Raw genomic sequence first — 20,171 nt, forward strand, 5'->3', positions numbered from 1 at the left:
GACGTGATCGCGCACGCCGCCGGGGCCCCGCGCGAGGCGGCGAGGGCTCTGCTCGCGCGCCTGGAACCCGCACTGCTCGATGAGCCGACCGTGCCCCGCACGGCCTGGGTCGAGAGCATCGGCATCGACGACGGGCGCACCGAATACCGCATTCGGGAGGCGCTCACGGATGAGGGCGTCTCCCTCGTCGATCCCGGGCGACGACCGGGCGTGGGCGTCGTACTCGTGCGAGGCGCCGCGGCGGCTCTGCAATTCGCGCGCCACATGCGCGAAGACACCCCGCATCTGCCGGTGTCCTTCGAGCCGGGCAGGGTGACCGTCGGGCCGCTCGTGGTCCCCGGCGAATCCGCCTGCCTCGCCTGCCGCGATGCGCACGCCACCGCCCTCGATCCGGCATGGCCACTCCTGCACACTCAGATGATCGACCGTGACCCCGGTCCGATCCGCGCCGCGCAAGTCGCCGAGGCGGGTCGCCTCGCCGCCCTGCTCCTCGCCGGCGGCCGAAGCGCTGACGGGCGCGTCGTGCGCGTCAGCGCGGACGGTTCCCGCGTGTGGCGTTCGGTGACATTTCACGAAGAATGCCGGTGCCGCGGCCTGTGGTCCCCATCTCAGCGAGGAACCTCGACGGAGCACGCTCCCCCCGTCCTGCCGATCTCGACCAGGACAGCGAGAGCGTTCGCGCGGCCCGCGTGACGCCCACGTAGGCCAGACGCCGCTCTTCGTCGACCGACTCGAAGGTCGTCGCATAGGAGATCGGGAGTGAGCCCTCGGCCCAGCCGGCGAGATGCACATGCGGCCATTCCAGGCCCTTCGCCGCGTGCAGGGTCGAGAGGGTCACCGTCCGCATCGTGGGCTCGTGCTGGTCCTTGGCCCGCGCCATCAGCGCATCGCTGAAGCTGCGCAGGGTCGCGTCCGGTCCGGCTTCCTCGGCGAGCCGCAGGATGGCGCGCCGCGCCTCCCAGCCGCCGCGCTGCGCCCCACCGGCGGCCGGTGGCTCGTCGGTCAACCCGAGCTCGCGCAGCACCCGTTGCACCCCGGGCAGGAACCCCTGCTCGGTGGGCGCCACCGCCGCCGCACGCAGCGCCAGGATCGCCTGACGCACCTCCGGCATCGAGAAGAACCGGGTCCCGCCCAGCACCGTGGTCGCGACGCCCTCGACGGCGAGCGCCTGCTGCAGCATCGCGGACTGCGCGTGCGCACGGTAGAGCACGGCGATCTCCGAAGGGGATGCCCCGGCCGCGATCTGCGCAGAGATGGCGGCGGCGATGCCTGCGGCCTCTTCGCCCTCGGTGTCATAGGCGGTGACGGTGGGCGCATCCGCGGTGAACTGCTCTCGCGCCGGCACGAGCTCCAGCGCGCCGGGACGGCCCTGCATCAGCGCGTTCGCGACGGTGAGGATGGGGGGCTGGGAGCGGTAGTTCGTCTCGAGCCGCACCACCGTGGCATCGGGATGACGTCGTTCGAACTCGAGCAGGAACCGCTGTTCCGCTCCGGCGAAGGAGTAGATGGTCTGGCTGGCGTCGCCGACGACGCAGATGTCGTGTCGGTCGCCGAGCCACAGCTCCAGCAGCCTGTTCTGCAGCGGCGAGACGTCTTGGAACTCGTCGACCGTGAAGTGACGGTACTGCTCGTGGACGGATGCCGCGACCCGCGGTTCTGCCTCCAACATGCCTGCGCACGCGAGCAGCACATCCTCGAAGTCGAGTTGACGGCGATCGTCCTTCAGCGCTTCGTAGCCGCGCATGAGTTCGACCAGCTGACCGGCGTCGACGCCGCTGATCGGACGCCCGAGCGCCGCGTACTGCTCGATCGAGAGCATCGAGACCTTGCGCCATTCGATCTCGGACGCGATGTCACGAAGGGTGGCCGTGCTCGGGCGGAGCCGCATCGCATCGGCGGCCTGACCCAGCATCCGCACCTTGTTGTCGATGATCGAGGGCGCGGGCGAGCCGGCAAGCGTCGGCCAGAAGAAGTTGAGTTGCGCGAGGGCGGTCGCATGGAAGGTCCGAGCCGCGACGCCCTCGACGCCGAGCGCCCGCAGACGCCCCCGCAGTTCGCCTGCCGCCTTGGCGGTGAAGGTGACGGCCATGACGCGCGACGGCGAGTACGCCCCGGTGTCGACTCCGTGCGCGATGCGATGCGTGATGACACGCGTCTTCCCGGTACCGGCTCCGGCGAGCACCACGACGGGTCCGCGAAGGACGGATGCTGCAGCCCGCTGCCGCTCGTCGAGGGCATCGAGTGCGCTCACGCGTGTTCCTCGTACCAGTCGACGATCAGTGCACGGGCGATCGACGCGTGACCCGGAAGCCCGACCGGACCGTCTCCCGCAAGGGCGGAACCGATCTCGGCACGCGTGAACCACCGCACATCGATGATCTCCTCGCCGTCGGCGAGCGCCGTGGACTCCTCGTCGACGACGGCGCGGAACCCCACCATGAGCGACCGCGGGAACGGCCACGCCTGTGACGAGATGTAGCGCAGCGACGACAGGCGCACGCCGGACTCCTCCTCGATCTCGCGGTGGACGGTCGACTCCAGCGACTCCCCCGCCTCGGTGAAGCCGGCGAAGCACGAGTACATGCGGCCGCCCCAGTTCGCGTTGGCGCCGAGGAGCAGGCGTTCCCCGTCACGGCTCTCGACGGCGACGATCACGGCCGGATCCGTGCGCGGGAAGTGCTCCCGCCCGCACACGAGGCAGCGTCGCGACCATCCGCCGTTGCGCAGCTCGGTGCCACCACCGCAGGTGGGGCAGAACGGTGCGTCGCGGAGCCACCCGGCGAGCGCGATGGCACCGGTGAGTAACTCCGTCTCCTGCCCGTCGATGCGACCGCCGAGATCGCGCAGCCCGAGCCAGACCTCGTCGGGAGCGGTGTCGAGCGCATCGGTCTCCGGCGGGGCGGCGGCGAGGAGCAGCACGGTACCGTCGGCGTCGCGTCCGAGGAGAGCCCAGGTCGCCTCGACCACGGTCTCGGCGGGCACCCGCAGGAGCGTCGAATCGACGACTCTGACCCGCCCCTCGCGGACGACGATCACCCGGGTGGCCGGGTCGCCACGGAGGCGGCCGATGACGTCCGGCTCGTCGCGGAGTTCGGCTGCACGGTCGAGGGACGGGCGCGGAATGGTCATCGACTCCCTCTTTCACGGGCGTGGCGGAGGCGGGACCGCCCCTGAGCCGACCTACCCTGGGGGCATGGGACGCTCTCCTTTCACTCTAGCCGCGGCAGTGACCGCTGCTCTGCCCGGGGCGGAGGTCACGGGCGCCCGCAGCTTGAGCGCGGACGGCGACGCGCGGTTCGACTCGGCGGTGGCCTCACTCGCCGACGGTCGTGAGCTCGCGATCCGTGTCGCAGACGATGACGACACCGCGCGTGAGCTCGCTGCCGAGGCACTCGCGTTGCGCGCACTGACCGACGGCGCACGGGCGATGCTCCCCTTCCGCGCTCCGGCCTATATCGGCGAGACGCGACTCGGCGACGCCCGCGCCCTCGTGACCGAGCTCCTTCCCGGATTCCAGATCGAGGCCGCGCTGGTGCCGGCCGGGCGTGGCGCCGCCGAATCGATGGGGTCGTCGATCGCCGCCGTGCACGCCCTTCCGACATCGGTCGTCCGCGGTTCCGGGCTCGCCACTCGCAGCGCCGAGGAGAGCCGCGCGGAACTGGAGCGCCTGGTCGACACCGCCGCTGCCACGGGCCGCGTTCCGGCTCGACTCACGGTGCGCTGGCGCGATGCCGTCGCCGACGACGAGCTGTGGCGTTTCGAGTCCACCGTCATCCTGGGGGGCGTCCAGGCGACCTCGTTCCTGTTCGAAGACGACCCCGAGCGCGGTCCCGAAGTGGTCGGACTGGTCGGATGGCATGGACTCTCCGTCGGCGATCCGGCCCTCGATCTCTCCTGGCTCTCGGCAGCCCCGGACGCCGCCGCCGACGTGCACGCGGCATATGCCCGTTCGGTCGACCGGGCACCCGACAGCGGCCTGGAGGTGCGCGCGCGCCTGCTCGCGGAGCTGGAGTTCGCCCGATGGCTGGTCCACGGCGATTCGATGCGCCGGCCGGACATCGTCGACGATGCCGCCGCCCTGCTGGACGCACTCGCCGAGGGCATCCGCGACGACGACCTGAACGTCGTCGACTCTCGCGGGGTCGGTGTCGACTCCGCTCTCGATGCCCTCGACCGTGTTCCCCAGGACACCGCCGCAGAGATCGATACATCGATGCACACCGACGCGTACAACCCGGAAGAGCTGTGGGCCAACGCCCCCGACGAGTCGGACCCGGCGCAGACCGAGACCGCGCCCCACGAAGCTCTCCCGGGCACCGCGACCGGCCGTCGCGCCGACGAGAGCGCGCACCGGGCGGAGATGCTGAACATCGAGACCGAGGACCTCTCCGGTGTCGCGAGCCTCTTCGCCGGCACCAGCGGAGTCGCCGGAGCACGCGAGGACTCGCACCCCCTCGCCCCGCGCGAGGACACGGATGACGACGCGGACGATTCCGACGAGGCTCAGCGCGCCGCGCGCGCGGCACTCCAGCGATGGAAGAGCTCTTCCTCCGAATAGACGCGGTCGCCCCGGATGATCAGATCGTCCGCCACGTAGTACAACGCCACGTCGATCTCCTCGAGCGGCACCTCGAATCGCCGATGATAGGCCAGGCGGTAGAGCGCGAGCTGCAGCATCCGTTCGTCGCGCTCCTGCGGTGTGCGCGGCGCCCGACCGGTCTTCCAGTCGACGATCTCGATGCGGCCGCCGCGGTCGGCGCGCCGGTACACCGCGTCGAGCTTGCAGATCACGATGTGCGCCTCTTCGCGCTCGTGCGAGCCGGACAGCCCGGATCCGAGGGCGAAATCGATCTCGATCTCCACGGCGATCGGCTTCAGCCCGCCCCATTCGCTGCGCTCGAACGTCGCCTGCATGACAGCGAGATCAGCGGCGTCGGCGGCTGCACCCGACCCTTCGCGTACGGGGTCTGACCCGGTCTCCTCCTCGTCTATCTCCCAGAGCGCCTCGTCGACGCGACTGCCGACTCCGACGAGTTCGGACCGCTGCTCCACCCAGGCATGGAACAGGGTGCCGAGCCGCGTCTGCCGATAAGGGCGTTCCGGCATGGGGCGCACGATCGACGACAGTGTTCCCGAGAAGTCGGTGACATAGTCCTTGAATCGCGAGGCGGGTACGCGCGTCGGGGCCTCGGCATCGGTTCCGCGCTGGCGGGCGGCGCGCTCAGCCAGCAATCGTTCGAGCTCGATCGTCGGCTCGGCCGTCCCGGCGCGCATCGCCTCATCGACGGCCGCGGCGGCTGCGGTGACGACCGTCCTCCGCGCTCCCAGCGGATCGAGTGGCCAGCGGAGCGTGGACCCGGGACCGTCGTACGGATTGTCGTCCGGGTCCACCGTCTCGATCGGCTCGAGGCCGCGCACCTCGATCGCCTCGATGAGGAAGGGACTCGGCGTGCGCGGGGCCTTCTGACCGGCCCAGTGCGCACCGCTGAGGAGCAGATCCGTCCGCGCACGGGTGACCGCGACGTACGCGAGGCGCCGCTCCTCCTGCTGCTGATACGCGCGGTAGGCGTCCTTGAACCGCTTGAGCGCGCCCCCGTGCGGATTCGCTTTCGTCGCACCGCCCGAGAGCGAGGCCTGCGCGAGCTTCTGCCGCTTCGCGGGATCGGCCTCGCCGCCCATGGCCTCGACGGGGTCCCACTCGAACCGCGGCAACGCGTCGCGGTCACCGCGCAGGGCGAACGGCACGACGCCGAACCCGAACCAGCCGGAGGTGTCGGAGACCCTGCTCGGAAGCTCGTCGGCCACCAGCCGGACCACGGCGACTGCATCCCACTCGAGTCCCTTGGACCCGTGGATGGTGAGCAGCTGCACGACACCCGCCTCCGGCGGCTCGGGCCGCGGCATCAGCTCATCCGTGCTCTCGGCCTTGTCGAGCCACGCGAGCAGGCTGCCGATGCTCCCCCGCTCATCGGCCGCGAGGAACGCCCGCACCTCGTCGGCGAAGGCACGCAGCTGCGTGGCCGCGATACGTGCGGGGCCCCTGGTCTCGTTGGCCGCGAGCTCGATGTCCAGGCGGAGTTCGAGCTCGATGAGTCGGATCAGCTCCGGGATCGGCTGCGACGAGGCGCGTCGGAGCCGTTCCAGCATCTCCCCCGCTGCTCTGACCCGCGCCCGCCCGTCGGGGGTGATCGATTCGAGCAACCGGTAGTCGTCGCGCACCGCGCGCACCACGTCGACCGCGTCGATGATCGACACCGCCTCGTCCGCGCCGCGGGAAGATCGCAGCCGTGCCCGCACTTCTTCAGGGAGGGGCGCCATCGCGGTGTCGCGCTCCGACAGCGTGCGCCCCAGGTCATAGAGGGCCGCCATGTCGGCGACGCCGACGCCGAACCGGGGGCCGGTGAGCAGGCGGATCAGCGCGGACCCCGCCGTGGGATCGTGCACGACGCGAAGGGTCGAGACGACGTCGACCACCTCCGGTGTCGCGAGGAGTCCACCGAGGCCGAGGATGCGGTGCGGGATGCCGCGGCCGGCGAGCGCGGCCGCGAAGGTCTGCATGTGCCGCTTGGAACGGAACAGGATCGCGCCGGTGTGAGGTGTCATCGCGTGACCCGAACCGGCCGCGCGCGCATCGTGCTCCGTCCGCCGTTCGGCGAACCAGTCCGCGACGGCCGCGGCCTCCTCGTCGACCGTGAACGGGAATCGCACGGCGACGGTGCCTTCCCCCGCCCCGGGGCGGGGTTCGAGAGGCGGGACATCCAGCCCCGGGCGCTGCAGCGGCTCGAGTACCCGGTTCGCGATGTCGAGGATGCCGCGGTCGTTCCGCCAGCTCGTCATGAGGCTGTACGTCGTCGCCGTTCCCGTTCCCGAGAACGTGCCGGAGAAGGCGTAGAGGTTGTCGGCGCTCGCACCCCGCCAGCCGTAGATCGACTGGTGCGGGTCTCCGACTGCCATCACCGCGGAATCACGGAAGAGCTCGGCGAGGAAGCGCGTCTGGATCACCGAAGTGTCCTGGTACTCGTCGAGGAGCACGACGCGATGCTGCTCGCGGAGCTCTGCGCGGACATCGGGAGCGGACTCGACGATGTCGTAGGCGCCACTGACCTGATCGGCGAAGTCCAGCACGCCACGACGTTCCTTCTCGTCGATGTAGTCACGCACCAGGCGTGCGAGCGTCGGCAGACTGAGCAGGTTGACCGCCGCCTTCTCGACATCGCCGTTGCTTCGATACGACTCGAACGCGAGGGCCTGCTCCCCCGCGATCCGCTCGGCCAGGGCGAGGTCGACGCGATGATCGAGGGCGTCACCCGCGAGGCGCTGCACTGCGTCGATGATCGTCCCGAGCGCATAGTCGATGTTCTCCAGCTCGGGCAGATCGCTGCGGAGCACCACCTCCCGCGCGAGCATCCAGGAGGCTGCCTGGCTGAGCATCGCGACGTCGGGATCCCGCCCGATCCGTGCCGCATGTTCCCGGACGATGCCGTCGGCGAACGCGTTGTAGGTCGAGACGCGCGGCCGGACCATGAGGTCTTCCGCCGATCGGGGCGTCGCCGGATTCCAGCCGGTGCCGTGGTGCGCGGCCAGCTCGTCGAGCACATGCGTGCGCACGAGCTCGCGCTGGCGGCCCGGCACCGCCTCATCGACACGACGTAGCGCACCGGTCCGCACGATCTCGGGCAGATGCGGCAGAAGTCCCCGGCGTCCGTATTCGTCGATGACCGCGAGCCGGTGTCCGATCCGTTCAGCGAGCTCGCCCGCCGCCTTCCGCGTGAACGTCAGGCCGAGGATCTCATCTCTGCGCACGTGTCCGTTCGCGACCAGCCACACCACGCGCCCCGACATCGTCTCGGTCTTGCCGCTGCCGGCACCGGCCACGACCAGCGCCGGCTCCGGCGGAGCCTCGATCACGCGTTGCTGAGCAGCTGTGGGCGAGGGCTGGCCGAGCGCGGCGGCCATGTCTGTGGCGGAGATGCCTTCGCCACCGTTCCACGCCGTCATGAGCTCACCGCCGGCACCGTGTGGATTCGGCACGGATGCACGCGGCGCTGCGTGTCTGCGCAGTGCGACTCCACCTGCGCGGTGAAGCTCGATGCCGACATACCGCGCGCCGCATCCGATACCCGCCGCAGGAAGGCGGAGCGCGACTCGTCGCTCAGCGTGTGCTGATGGGCGATCCGGTAGTCGCTCTTGGCGAGCGTCTTGGAGACGATCACGAGCCGCGCACCCGCCAGAGACGTCGGCGGGGCACCCTCGACCAGCCCCTCCTGGACCGCCACCTGATAGGCGGCCAGCTGTGCGTGCTCGGCGACGCCGGAGTCGGATTCGGGGTCGTTCTTCCCGGTCTTCAGGTCGACGACGACCACGGGCCCTTCCGGTCCGCTCGACATCCGCTCCCAACCGCGTCCGCGAGCATGGGAGTGCTCGCCGGCCGCCGGCGGATAGGCCTCCACCCGGTCGATGTACCCGTGGATGACGGCCTGATTCGACCGGTCCTCCCCGACCGGGTGCACCGTCGGCACGGCATCGTCCCCCGCTTCGGCGGCCACGTCGACGGCGAAGCGGAACTCCATCTCGCTGCCGATCGCGCGGCCGCCCTCGCGGCGCACATCGCCGAGATAGGTGTGCAGGCGGCTCACGAGCACGTCGGCGCGCCGCCGCTCCTTGCGGCCGATCCACTCGGTCTCGAAGTCGAGTTCCGGCCAGTGCTCCTCGACGATCGCGCGCATGCGCTCCAGGTCGCCGTCGGGAACGCGCTCCATCGCCTCGTGCACGATCGTGCCGATGCCGGCGGTCGGAGGCATCACCGTGTCGCCACCGAGGGCCGAGACGACCCAGTTGAGGCCGCACTCCTCATAGGACTCCATCTTCGATGGCGAGACCCGTGCGCCGGTGACCGCGAGGTCGCGCAGCGGAGCATCGGTCGAGGTCGGGGTCACCCCGTACCACTCCGCGGGGTCGGCGCCGGGCACCCCCTCGCGGGCGAGCACGGCGAGCTGCCCGGCGGCGTCTCGCCTGAGCGAGTCCGTGTGGGCGGTGGTGAGGCTGCGTCGATGCCGCGCGACCAGTCCGCGCAGGGTGAGCGGATGCTCCGCTGACGCGTGCCGTTCCGGTGGTTCCGGGGCCGGCAGGAACCCGAAGAAGGGACTCGGCGTGAGGTCGTCGTCATCGACCGCCGTGATCAGCAGGCGGTCTCGCGCACGGGAGACCGCGCGGACGAACAGGCGGAGTTCGTCGTGGAGGGCCGCCCGCCGGCGATCCAGCACACCGACGGGTTCGGTGCTGGTGCCGGTGCGAGCCGCGTGCATCGCATCCGCAAGCCGCCACGTCTGCAGCAGACCGCCGCGCAGGCGCACGTTCGGCCAGATCCCGTCCTGAACCCCCGCGACGACGACCGCGTCGAATTCCGTGCCGAGGGCCGTCGCGGGGGTCAGGAGCGTGACTCTGCCCGGGCGGTCGGGCGTCGACAGCGAATCCTCGGGGACCTCGCTGTCGAGGATGTCGCGCACGAAGGTGCGCGGCTGCTCCTCGGGAGTGCGCTCGACGAACCTCTTCGCCGCGTCGAAGAGCGCGACGAGGGCGTCGAGTGAGCGCGCCGTCTCGGCGCCGGTCGGCAACTGCGAGATCTCGCGCCAGGCGACCCGGAGCCGGCGACCGTCCACGGCGCGGGCCTGGTCCCACACCCGCCACAGCAGATCGTGGATCGTCTCCCCTTCGGCGGCCGCTCTGGCCGTGGCTTCGATCGTCTCGGCGAAGCGCTCTGCCGTGCGCGACTCCGGCGCGTCGATGAGGGTCAGGTGCGCCGGGTTGGCCATGGCCTGCCGCAGCAGTTCTCGCGCGGGCGTCGCGCCGCCCTGTTCGAGCTCGATATGCCGGAGCCGGGCACGGAGGCGCCGCAGTCCGATCGCGTCCATCCCTCCGAACGGGGTGCGCATGGCCTCTTCGAGCGCCTCGGAGGTGCGTTCCTCGATCGGGGTCAGCCCCAGGCGCACGATGCCGACGATGTCTCGCACGATGCCCTCGCTGCCGAGCGGACGCTGCACTCCGGCGGCGCGGGTGGGGATCTCTCGGGCGGCGAGTTCGGTCTCGAGGGTCGTCACCTGTCGGGTGTCGTGGGCGATGACGGCCATCCTTTCCCAACGGATCCCCTCAGCGAGATGCCATTCCCGCATCACTCCGGCGATGCGATCGAGCTCCTCGTAGGGCGAGGGTGCGACGAAGGTCGAAACCCGGGCGTCGATCTCCTCCGATGTCACCGGCATGGGAGCACGCCGGTGCTCCACCCTGCCGGAGACGCCGATCGCCTGCGTCACGGTCCGTGTGAGCGCGGTGAGCGCCGGCTGCTGACGATGCGCACCGTCGAGCACATGCACATCTCCGAGCGCGCCCGCGAGCTGGGCGAACAGCTCCGGGCTGGCCCCGCGGAAGGAACCGGACGAGATGTCGGGGTCACCGAAGGCCAGAACGGCGATGCCGCGGCCACGGAGGCTCTTGACCATCGCGATCCCACCCCGAGTGAGCTCCTGCGCGTCGTCGATCAGCACCACGCGCAGGGGCGCCAGGGGACCGAGCGTCGCCGCGTCCGCCCCCTGCAGGATCGTGCTCGCCTCACTGAGGAGATCCGCGGCGTCGCGGTGCGCCGAGCGCAGCGCATCGAGCACCGTCCGATATTCGACCAGGAGCTCCGCCGCCGCGGTCCAGACATCATTGCCCGACGCACGGAGCTCTTCGGGGTGCACGCCGATCTCGGTGCACTCCGCCAGGAACGCCCGCAGCTCGGAACGGAATCCCTTCGATGCGCGCACGGAGGCGCTGAGGGCATCCGGCCAGGCGATGCGCCCGTCTTCCATGTCACCGACGAGCAGTTCCGCGATGATGCGGTCCTGGTCTGCGCCGGTGAGCAACGCAGGCGGTTCCGCGCCCTCGCGCACCATCGCCCCGCGGACGAGCTGGAAGGCGAAGGACCCGAGGGACCGCGCCAACGGCCCGGGGGTGGCTTGGCCGATGCGCACGCCGATGCGGTCGCGCAGCGCCGTCGCCGCCTGTCGGCTCGGAGTGAGCGCGAGCACCTCTTCGGGCCGCAGCCCCTGCGCATCGAGCAGATGCACGACGCGGTCGACGAGGGTGCGGGTCTTCCCCGTTCCCGGTGCGCCGATGATGACGCCCGATGCCGACGGCTCCGCGGCGATCACAGCTCGCTGCGCGGCATCCGATGTCATGTCGTCCACGCTATCCGGACGCGCGGACATCGGCGTGCGTCCTCGTCTGTGCGCTCAGGGCGAAACCACCGCGGTCGGCCGATCCGGCCCGAGGCGCGCGGGGTAGAGTTGGGCCAGTCCCCGAACTTCAAGGAGCACGCGTGGAAATCCGCATCGGCATCATCAACACCGGCCGTGAACTGAGCTTCGACACCGGCGTGAGCGCGGACGAGGTCCGTACCCAGGTCGCCACGGCGCTGGAGCAGAACGCGACGCACGTGAGCTTCGCCGACGTGAAGGGCAACTCGTACATCGTCCCGACCGCGAACCTCGCCTACATCGAGCTGGGCACCGAGGAATCGCGCCGCGTCGGCTTCGTCGCCTGATCCGACGATGTACATCCTCCTCGCACTCGTCGGAGCGTGCGCACTGGGAATCGCGGTGCACTTCCTGATCGCCGACCGCGAGCTGCGCGGGGTCGTCCTCGCCCCCGCCATCGCGACGGCGGCCTCGGCGATCCTCTACACGGGCCTGCAGTGGCTGGGCGTCGGCGAGGACAGCATCTGGCTGTGGGTCGCGAGCGTTCTCGGCGCCGTCGCGATCGCCGCCGTCGGTACCCTGGCCATCACGGCACTGCGCAAGCGCTCCGACGCGACGGCCAGGACCGCACTGGGCATCTGACCCGGACACCCTGGCCCGCGAAGGTCTCTACGACGCGAGTCCCATCGCATCCATGCGGCGCGCGTGCGCTCCCATCAGCTCGGTGTACACCGGCTCGATGCGCGCGTCGTCGACGTCGAGCAACTCGGGTCGCAGGGCGGAGCGGCAGACGAGGATCGTGTCTCCGACCAGTCTGCGCGCCCACATCGACAGCAGCGAACGCCACTCCTCGTCGCTCTCGATCGTCTCCTGGATGATCGCGACGATCTCGTGGCCGGCGTCGTCCTCTCGCAGGATCTGCGCGACCCGGCGGCCGGTGTCGCCGTAGCTCGAGGCGAGCGCGAGGTAGAAGTCGTCGAGCATCCCCGCGGTGATGTAGACCGCCAGCAGGGTCTCACGCGGACGCGCACCGATCGTCTTGCGTCGGAACGCATCGAGGTGCTCGCGGAACGGCAGCATCACCTGTGTGGGATCCCCGCCGCGTTCCGCGATGACCTCGACGATGCCGCGGTGCTTCGTCAGCGCTGCCCCGGCCGCGCGCGATAGCGACTCCTTCTCGGACAGCTCCGGCGTCGCTCGGATGAGCCGGGTGAGCGTCTCGAAATACCCCAGCTGCAGGTAGGCCGCCTGGCCGAGGAAACGATCCAGTTCGGGGGCGAGTTCGGCGAAGTCGACGCGCGTGGCATCGCTCTGTTCCCCTCGACTGCGCAGGGCGAGGGTACGCCGCGGCGCGTCTTCGCGCTGCCAGAACCACTTAACCACGAGGTCTTCCTCCCGAGTTCGCCACGTCGTTCACAATACCCGCGCCACGACCTCCTTCCGGGTCCCGACGACCCCTCGGGTAGGCTGGGCGTGTCCCCGCCGTCGGAGCGGGGCCCCGCGCCTGTGGCACAAGAGACGGCGTGGCTCCGTTTACGTGGCGATCCCCCAGGCTCGCCGGACAGGCAATCTGAATAAAGTGACAACTTTCGCCGATCTCGGCATCGATCAGGACATCGTCGACGCGCTCGCCGCCAAGGGCATCGTCGACGCGTTCCCGATCCAGGAGCAGACCATCCCCCTCGGCCTTCCCGGCCAGGACATCATCGGCCAGGCGAAGACCGGAACGGGAAAGACCTTCGGGTTCGGCATCCCCGTGGTCCAGCGCCTCGGCAAGGACCCGGAGCACGGCGTCAAGGCGCTCATCGTGGTGCCGACCCGCGAGCTCGCGGTGCAGGTCTACGAAGACATCGACCTGCTCACCAGCAACCGTTCCACCAGCGTCGTCGCCATCTACGGCGGCAAGGCGTACGAGGGACAGATCGACCAGCTCAAGGCCGGCGCGCAGATCGTGGTCGGCACCCCCGGTCGCCTCATCGACCTCGCGGGCCAGCGTCTGCTCGACCTCTCGAACGCGACCGAGGTCGTGCTCGACGAGGCCGACAAGATGCTCGACCTCGGCTTCCTCGCCGACATCGAGAAGATCTTCCAGAAGGTCCCGGCGGTCCGCCACACGCAGCTGTTCTCGGCGACCATGCCCGGCCCGATCGTGGCACTCGCCCGCCGCTTCATGTCGAACCCGATCCACATCCGCGCGAACGACCCCGACGAGGGCCTGACGCAGGCGAACATCAAGCACCTCGTCTACCGCGCGCATTCGATGGACAAGGACGAGATCATCGCCCGCATCCTGCAGGCCGAGGGCCGCGGCAAGACCGTGATCTTCACGCGCACCAAGCGTGCGGCACAGCGCCTCGTCGACGAACTGGGCGACCGCGGCTTCAACGTCGGCGGTGTGCACGGCGACATGGGCCAGGATCAGCGCGAGCGCTCGATGGCCGCGTTCAAGGCCGGCAAGCGCGACGTGCTCGTCGCGACCGACGTCGCCGCCCGCGGTATCGACGTCGATGACGTGACCCACGTGATCAACCACACCATCCCGGACGAGGACAAGACGTACCTCCACCGCGCGGGCCGCACCGGCCGCGCGGGCAAGACCGGTATCGCGGTCACGTTCGTCGACTGGGAGGACCTGCACAAGTGGGCCCTCATCAACCGCGCCCTCGAGTTCGGCCAGCCGGAACCGATCGAGACCTACTCGTCGAGTCCGCACCTGTTCGAGGACCTCGACATCCCACAGGGCACCAAGGGCCGTCTCGTTTCGGCTCCGAAGACCGAGTCGGTCAAGACAGAGCGCACGCGCCGTCCCGAGCGGGCTGCGGATGCCGCGGCTGAAGGCACCGACGAGGGTGGCACGCGCCGCCGTCGCCGCCGCCGCAACAGCACCACCCCGGTCGGTTCGACGTTCGCCGAAGGCGCCGCCGAGCCCACGTCGGGAGAGGGCCAGTCTGCGCCGGCGGCCGACCGTGGTGCCGAGGGCGCCGGCACGCACGATGGTGCGGGCAAGGAACACCACGACGGCAAGCCGGCCCCGGCACGTCGTCGCCGGCGTCGTCGCGGCGGTTCCGGCGCAGGAGCGGCTCCGGTCACCGGAGCCTGACAGACCACAGCACCTCACGAAGGGCGCGTGAAGCGGACGACGGTCCGGTTCACGCGCCCTTCGTCGTGCACCCGGGTCACACCGGTGCCTGAGCGGCCTGCCCGCGTTGCAGCAACGCGGCGGGTACCTGCGGCGGATACACCCACGCGACGAGGACGACCGAGATGATCATCAGCAGGAACCACGAGGTCAGCTTGCTCAGAGACACCGGCTGCCAGCCCTCGGCCTGCTCCGGATACGCCCACGCACCCGCCCAGGTGCCGATGTTCTCGGCGAGATAGATGAACACGGCGACACCGGCGAAGACGGCCAGGAGCGGTAGCCGGATCGTGCGACGCCACACGCGGGCGTGCATGACGGTGGGCAGCCACAGCAGCACGACGCCGACCAGCAGCACCCAACGCGCATCCCACCACCAGTGGTGCGTGAAGAAGTTGACGTAGATCGCGACCGCGAGGATCGCCGTCATCCACCGACGCGGATACCTCTCGAAGCCCAGGTCGAAGAGGCGGTAGACGCGCACCATGTACGACCCGACAGCGGCGTACATGAAACCGCTGAACAGGGGCACCCCGCCGATGCGCAGGAAGCCGTCCGCGGCGTAGGCCCACGATCCGACATCGGTCTTGAACAACTCCATCACGGTACCGGTGATGTGGAACAGCACGATGACCCACAGCTCTCGACCGCTCTCCAGCCGGAAGGCCAGCATCGCGAGTTGGATGAGCACCGCGGCGATCGTGAGCGCATCGTTGCGGGCGAGCGCCGCATCGTCGGGGTACCAGAGCCGCGCTGCCACGATCGCGACGAGCAGTGCCGCCCCGAAGATGCACGCCCATGCCTGCTTCAGCACGAACACCGCGAACTCGATCAGGCCGGCGCGGATTCCGTGCGCCGGAGCGCCGCGGAGGAGCTGGTGAGCGATCGCATCGACGCGCCGCTCCAGGGAAGTCGCTCGCTGCATGCCTCGGACGGTATCGGTCGCCGTCGACAGCCGGCCGGGAGATGACCGACAGATTGCCGAGGATCAGGGATAACGCGGGGAGATGCCGGTGCCGCGTGCTATGAGCCGCGCGACCATCTCGTCGGACGTGGTGTTCTCGCCCGGACGGTTGGGTTTGCCGCTGCCGTGATAGTCGCTGGAACCGGTGATGATGAGGTCGTGCTCGGCGGCGATCTCCCGCAGCTTCCGCTTGCCGGCCTCGGTGTTCTCGCGATGGTCGATCTCGAAGCCACCGAGGCCAGCGGCGATCAGCCGTTCGATGAACGGCACCGGCATCATCCGGTCGCGGCCCGACGTCACGGGGTGCGCGATGACGGCCACTCCCCCGGCCTGCGTGATCAGACGTACGGCGGTGAGGGGATCCGGCGCATAGTGCGGCTCGTAGTACCCCTCGCGCGGGTGCAGGATGCCGTCGAACGCCTCGGTCCGGTCGCGGACGATGCCGCGGGCGATCAGCGCGTCGGCGATGTGGGGGCGCCCCACCGTCGCATCCAGGTTCGTCTGCGCGACGACGTCCTCCCAGTGGAGGTCGTAGTCCCGCCCGATGTTCCGAACGATGCGCTCGGCACGGCCGATCCGGTCTCCGCGGATGCGATCGGTCTCGGTGCGCAGGGCCTCGTTCTCGGGGTCGAAGAGATAGCCCAGTACGTGCACACTGCGCCATTCGTGCTTGGCCGAGAGCTCCATGCCGGGGATGAAGGTCATTCCGAGCGCGACGGCCGTATCGCCCGCCTCGGCCCACCCGGTGGAGCGGTCGTGGTCGGTGAGCGCCGCCGTGCGGATCCCGTGCGCGTGGACCTGCCGCATCACCTCGGCCGGCGACTCCGTGCCGTCGGACTGGTGGGAGTGCAGGTGCAGGTCGGCGGGACCGGCGAACCCGGCAGACGGAGTGGCCATCCTCCGAGCGTACCGAGCGCGACCGTCGCCGGGCGCGGAGGCGCACGGAGAGGATGTCGGGGCAGGGACTTCACAGGCGGCGCTTCTAGGCTGGAGGGGATGTTTCGACTACTGGGGATCCTCTTCACCGTCCTGCTCGCGATCGCGACGGCGATCGTGGTGTGGCCGCAGTTCTTCCACCTCGAGCAGACCTATCCCTTCGCCCAGCTCGTCTCCGTCCGCGGCCTGGTTCTCGGCGGCTTCCTCATCATCGTGGTGCTCGCCCTCCTGCTGTTGTTCGCGCGTCCGCTTCGCGGGTTCGCCGCGTCGGTGCTGATCGTCACCCTGCTGGGAGCGAGCGCCACCGCACTGATCGGAGCCAGCAGGGGCTTCGGAGCGACCGCACTTCCGGAGAAGACCGACAGCAGCGTCCGAGTGCTCACCTGGAACACCGCGGGCGAGGCCGTGTCGGCCGACGTGATCGCACAGCGGATCCTCGACCAGGGCGCGGACGTGGTCGCGCTGCCCGAGACCACCGAAGAGGTCGGTGAGCGGATCGCGATCATGCTGAGGGAGCAGGGGCACCCGATGTGGGTGCACCACGTGCAGTTCCGCCCCGATGTACAGGACGGACCGCAATCCTGGCAGACCACGGTCCTGGTCGCCCCCGACCTCGGCGAGTACTCCGTCATCGAGTCGGCGAAGGACGGCACCAGCAACACGGGTTCCGTGCCCAGCGTCGTCCTGATGCCGATCGACGGCGAAGGTCCCACGATCGTCGCCGTGCACGCGGTCGCACCGCGCATGGAAGAGATGCAGCAGTGGCAGACCGATCTGCAGTGGATCGCCGACCAGTGCCCGCAGGGGGACTTCATCCTGGCGGGAGACTTCAACGCGACGATCGACCACATGGCCGGTCTCGGCGTGGAGGGCGGCGACATCGGCTACTGCCGTGACGTGGCGGCGCGCACCGGCAACGGAGTCACCGGCACCTGGCCGAGCTCGCTCCCGCCGCTCGCCGGTGCGCCGATCGACCACGTGATGGCCTCGCAGAACTGGACTCCGACCGGCTCCGTCGTTCTCGACGACGCCGGCGGCAGCGACCACCGCGCGCTCGTCGTGCAGCTGGAGCCCGCCGGCTGAACTCCCGTGCACTCCCTGCAGATGACAGACTGGAGGGATGAGCACCGGAGAGCGCGACACGATCGCAGAACCCACCGTCGAAGCATCGGCCGAGAACAGCACCACGAACCGCAAGCAGCCGTTCCCCCAGGGCTTCCTCGACACCATCTCCACCGGCTGGGCCGAGCGCCCGGAGACCCTCCCGGCTCCCCGCGCACAGGCCTCCTACGCCGCCGTCCGCCGTGCTGCCGTCTCGGCCGCGTTCCCCGGCAAGCGCCTGGTGATCCCCGCCGGCTCCCTCAAGCAGCGCAGCAACGACACCGACTACGTCTTCCGGGCGCACTCCGCCTTCGCGCACCTCACCGGATGGGCGTCGGACGCGGAGCCCGACTCGGTACTGGTCTTCGCACCCACCGACTCGGGACATGACATCACGCTCTTCTTCCGTGAGCGTGCCGACCGGACGACGACCGAGTTCTATGCCGATGCCACGGTCGGCGAGTTCTGGATCGGCCCCCGCCCGTCCCTGGCCGGCGTCGCCGCCGACCTCGAGATCGCGACCGCCCACCTGGACGAGCTCGAGGCCGTCGCGGGCGAGCTGGTGCTCGAAGAGGACGACGCGCTGACCCGGTTCGTCTCCGAGCTGCGCCTCATCAAGGACGAGTTCGAGATCGCCGAGATGCGCCGTGCGGTCGAGATCACGGCCGACGGGTTCGACGACATCATCCGCGAGCTCCCCGCCGCCGTCGCCCACGCCCGCGGCGAGCGCGTCGTCGAAGGAGTGTTCCACCGCCGGGCTCGCGAAGACGGCAACGGCGAGGGCTACGACACGATCGCCGCGTCGGGGCCCCACGCCTGCTATCTGCACTGGACGCGCAACGACGGCACGGTCGCCCCCGGCGACCTGATCCTGGTCGATGCCGGTGTCGAGGCCGACAGCCTGTACACCGCCGACATCACCCGCACGCTTCCCGTCTCCGGGACGTTCACCGAGGTGCAGCGCCGCGTGTACGAGACGGTGCGCGAAGCAGCGGACGCGGCCTTCGCGGCAGCCCGGATCGGTGTGCGATTCCGCGATGTGCACGGCGCGGCCATGAAGGTCATCGCCGAGCGCACCGCCGAGTGGGGCCTGCTTCCGGTCACCGCCGAGGAGGCGCTCGATGCGGACAAGGGTGGCCAGCACCGCCGGTACATGGTGCACGGCACCTCGCACCACCTCGGCATCGACGTGCACGACTGCGCGCAGGCACGCCGTGAGATGTACTACGACGGCATCCTGGCCCCCGGCATGGTGTTCACGATCGAGCCCGGCCTGTACTTCCAGATCGACGACCTGACGGTTCCGGCCGAGCTCCGCGGGATCGGCGTGCGCATCGAGGACGACATCCTCATGACCGAGGACGGCCCGGTCAACCTGTCGGCGGACATCCCGCGCACGGCCGACGAGGTCGAGGCGTGGATCGCCCGGCTACAGGGCTGACACGGCACGTCGCCGAGTTCGCCGCTAGCGGCGTGTGAACTCGGCGACGATCGGCGCGAGAGATGCGCCGATCTCGGAGGCGGGACGCTTCTGTCCCTTCACCTCGAAGGTGTGGCCGCCGCCCTCGATCCAGACGACTCGGGCATCCTGACAGGACGCGACCGCTTCTTCGAACTGCGAGATCGGCTGGATGAAAGGGTCGTTCGTGCCCTCGACGAACAACTGCGGAACCGCGATGGCCGGCAGATGCTCCACGCGTGGCTTCTCGGGCCTGCCCGGTGGGTGCAGCGGATAGCCGAGGTACGCCAGGCCGTCGACGATGAGACCGTCCGCGATGGCCATCGATGCCATGCGTCCGCCGTAGGACTTACCCGTCGCCCACACCGAATTTCCCGGCTCCTGCGCGCGAGCGAACGCCACAGCGGCCCGCCACGTCGACATCGCGTACGCCGCGGGCCCGGGCATCTTCCTCCCCTGCTCCACATACGGGAAGTTGAAGCGCAGGGTGGAGAAGCCGAGTCCGCCCAGGGCCTCCGTGAACCCCGTGAGGAACGGATGGTCCTTGCCGGTGCCGGCACCGTGCGCGACGAGCACCGTCACGCCGTTCCCGCCGGAGAACCAGTCCGCGCTGACCACGGTCGGCCCCGTCGGGAGATCGACCTGGATCGTCGTCATCAGGCGCGCGCGAAGGGGATGGCGAAGGGGACGCGCATGACGCCTCCCGAAGACACCCGCACCGTGCCGATGATCACGAGCACGACGTGCAGCAGCGAGACGGCGAAGTACAACGTGATGGGGATGCCCAGCGGGAAGAACCCGGTGGAGGCGTTGCCCTGAGAGGTCACGGTGATGAGCAGCACGAAGTGCATGACGAGGAGCACCGTCGACACCATCAGGTAGGTCAGTCCCCAGTTCAAGGCCGACCGCGCGTTCTCCGCAGCGGGTCCGCCGGTTCGACGCGCCGATCCCCCGCTGACAGCCATCGCGAGGCCCGACGCGAGCCCTCCGATGAACGGGAACGGGATGAGGACCAGGAAGCCGAGCGCCCACGGGAGCAGACCGCGTGCCGGCGCGACCGCAGGGGGGAACTGCCCGGGGTGACCGGGAGCGGGATACGTCTGCGACGGATAACCAGGTCCTGGGTACGCCGGCGGGACATACCCGGGCGGCACGGCAGCAGCCTGTTGACCGGGTGCCTGATGCGCAGGTGCCTGGTACGCGGGGGCTGGGTATCCGGGTGCCGGGGTTCCGGGAGGCGGGTATCCCGGCGCCGGATATCCCGCGGGCGCCGCGGGGGCAGCGTATGCCTGAGCAGGCGGTGCGGGCGGCGCAGGGGGCACCGGCAGCGCAGTCGGC

The 20,171-nt window shown here is 70.1% G+C and carries 15 protein-coding genes; 6 read left to right on the plus strand and 9 right to left on the minus strand.

Features of this window, described 5'->3' with window-relative positions:
* Window positions 1-529 precede the first annotated feature (529 nt).
* Together ACIOTO_RS00175 and nudC are read right to left on the minus strand one after the other, a co-directional pair.
* Entirely contained in the window at window positions 530-2,251 is a 1,722-nt protein-coding gene (locus ACIOTO_RS00175; protein ID WP_029262034.1) for an ATP-dependent helicase, read from the minus strand.
* Window positions 2,248-3,129, minus strand: coding sequence for an NAD(+) diphosphatase (gene nudC, locus ACIOTO_RS00180; RefSeq protein WP_105709612.1), 882 nt, complete (start codon window positions 3,127-3,129; stop codon window positions 2,248-2,250). The genes ACIOTO_RS00175 and nudC overlap by 4 nt, the downstream gene beginning before the upstream one ends.
* 64 nt (window positions 3,130-3,193) lie before the next feature.
* Between nudC and ACIOTO_RS00185 the strand changes: the two genes are divergently transcribed.
* Complete coding sequence (locus ACIOTO_RS00185; protein WP_400855807.1) at window positions 3,194-4,558, plus strand: hypothetical protein; 1,365 nt, start codon at window positions 3,194-3,196, stop codon at window positions 4,556-4,558.
* Here the strand turns inward: ACIOTO_RS00185 and ACIOTO_RS00190 are convergent.
* Both ACIOTO_RS00190 and ACIOTO_RS00195 read right to left on the minus strand, forming a co-directional pair.
* On the minus strand, window positions 4,504-8,031 hold the full coding sequence (locus ACIOTO_RS00190; protein WP_400855809.1) for a UvrD-helicase domain-containing protein: 3,528 nt from the start codon (window positions 8,029-8,031) through the stop codon (window positions 4,504-4,506). The two genes, ACIOTO_RS00185 and ACIOTO_RS00190, sit on opposite strands and share 55 nt — an antisense overlap.
* Window positions 7,995-11,216 carry an ATP-dependent helicase gene (locus ACIOTO_RS00195; protein WP_400855811.1) on the minus strand — a complete coding sequence of 1,074 codons (3,222 nt, stop codon included), beginning with the start codon at window positions 11,214-11,216 and terminating at the stop codon, window positions 7,995-7,997. The genes ACIOTO_RS00190 and ACIOTO_RS00195 overlap by 37 nt, the downstream gene beginning before the upstream one ends.
* 140 nt (window positions 11,217-11,356) lie before the next feature.
* Between ACIOTO_RS00195 and ACIOTO_RS00200 the strand changes: the two genes are divergently transcribed.
* Together ACIOTO_RS00200 and ACIOTO_RS00205 are read left to right on the plus strand one after the other, a co-directional pair.
* Window positions 11,357-11,581, plus strand: a complete 225-nt coding sequence (locus ACIOTO_RS00200) for a DUF3107 domain-containing protein (protein WP_029262039.1) — start codon at window positions 11,357-11,359, stop codon at window positions 11,579-11,581.
* Window positions 11,582-11,588: 7 nt separating this feature from the next.
* Window positions 11,589-11,876: a hypothetical protein gene (locus ACIOTO_RS00205; RefSeq protein ID WP_105709608.1), complete on the plus strand. Its 288-nt coding sequence runs from the start codon at window positions 11,589-11,591 to the stop codon at window positions 11,874-11,876.
* A 27-nt stretch (window positions 11,877-11,903) separates the two neighbouring features.
* Here the strand turns inward: ACIOTO_RS00205 and ACIOTO_RS00210 are convergent, their stop codons facing one another.
* Window positions 11,904-12,617 carry a ferritin-like fold-containing protein gene (locus tag ACIOTO_RS00210; RefSeq protein ID WP_105709607.1) on the minus strand — a complete coding sequence of 238 codons (714 nt, stop codon included), beginning with the start codon at window positions 12,615-12,617 and terminating at the stop codon, window positions 11,904-11,906.
* 196 nt (window positions 12,618-12,813) lie between these two features.
* Between ACIOTO_RS00210 and ACIOTO_RS00215 the strand changes: the two genes are divergently transcribed.
* Entirely contained in the window at window positions 12,814-14,334 is a 1,521-nt protein-coding gene (locus tag ACIOTO_RS00215; protein WP_029262042.1) for a DEAD/DEAH box helicase, read from the plus strand.
* A 76-nt stretch (window positions 14,335-14,410) separates the two neighbouring features.
* Here ACIOTO_RS00215 and ACIOTO_RS00220 read toward each other — a convergent pair whose 3' ends face one another.
* Window positions 14,411-15,298, minus strand: a complete 888-nt coding sequence (locus tag ACIOTO_RS00220) for a DUF817 domain-containing protein (protein ID WP_400855812.1) — start codon at window positions 15,296-15,298, stop codon at window positions 14,411-14,413.
* Between the two features lie 63 nt (window positions 15,299-15,361).
* Window positions 15,362-16,234, minus strand: coding sequence for a PHP domain-containing protein (locus ACIOTO_RS00225; protein WP_400855813.1), 873 nt, complete (start codon window positions 16,232-16,234; stop codon window positions 15,362-15,364).
* Window positions 16,235-16,333: 99 nt separating this feature from the next.
* On the opposite strand from ACIOTO_RS00225, the gene ACIOTO_RS00230 reads away from it, so the two are divergent.
* Together ACIOTO_RS00230 and ACIOTO_RS00235 are read left to right on the plus strand one after the other, a co-directional pair.
* Window positions 16,334-17,356: an endonuclease/exonuclease/phosphatase family protein gene (locus tag ACIOTO_RS00230; RefSeq protein ID WP_400855814.1), complete on the plus strand. Its 1,023-nt coding sequence runs from the start codon at window positions 16,334-16,336 to the stop codon at window positions 17,354-17,356.
* A 37-nt stretch (window positions 17,357-17,393) separates the two neighbouring features.
* Window positions 17,394-18,815 (plus strand): aminopeptidase P family protein, encoded by a 1,422-nt coding sequence (locus ACIOTO_RS00235; protein WP_105709604.1) that lies wholly within the window; start codon window positions 17,394-17,396, stop codon window positions 18,813-18,815.
* Window positions 18,816-18,839: 24 nt separating this feature from the next.
* Here the strand turns inward: ACIOTO_RS00235 and ACIOTO_RS00240 are convergent, their stop codons facing one another.
* The gene (locus tag ACIOTO_RS00240) at window positions 18,840-19,490 is read right to left on the minus strand and encodes an alpha/beta family hydrolase (RefSeq protein WP_400855815.1); all 651 of its coding nucleotides are present in this window, start codon (window positions 19,488-19,490) and stop codon (window positions 18,840-18,842) included.
* Entirely contained in the window at window positions 19,490-19,987 is a 498-nt protein-coding gene (locus tag ACIOTO_RS00245; RefSeq protein ID WP_105709602.1) for a DUF4870 domain-containing protein, read from the minus strand. Before ACIOTO_RS00245 ends, ACIOTO_RS00240 begins: the two co-directional genes overlap by 1 nt.
* Window positions 19,988-20,171: the final 184 nt, after the last annotated feature.

Source organism: Microbacterium sp. NPDC087592 (assembly GCF_044743585.1).
Taxonomy (GTDB): Bacteria; Actinomycetota; Actinomycetes; order Actinomycetales; family Microbacteriaceae; genus Microbacterium.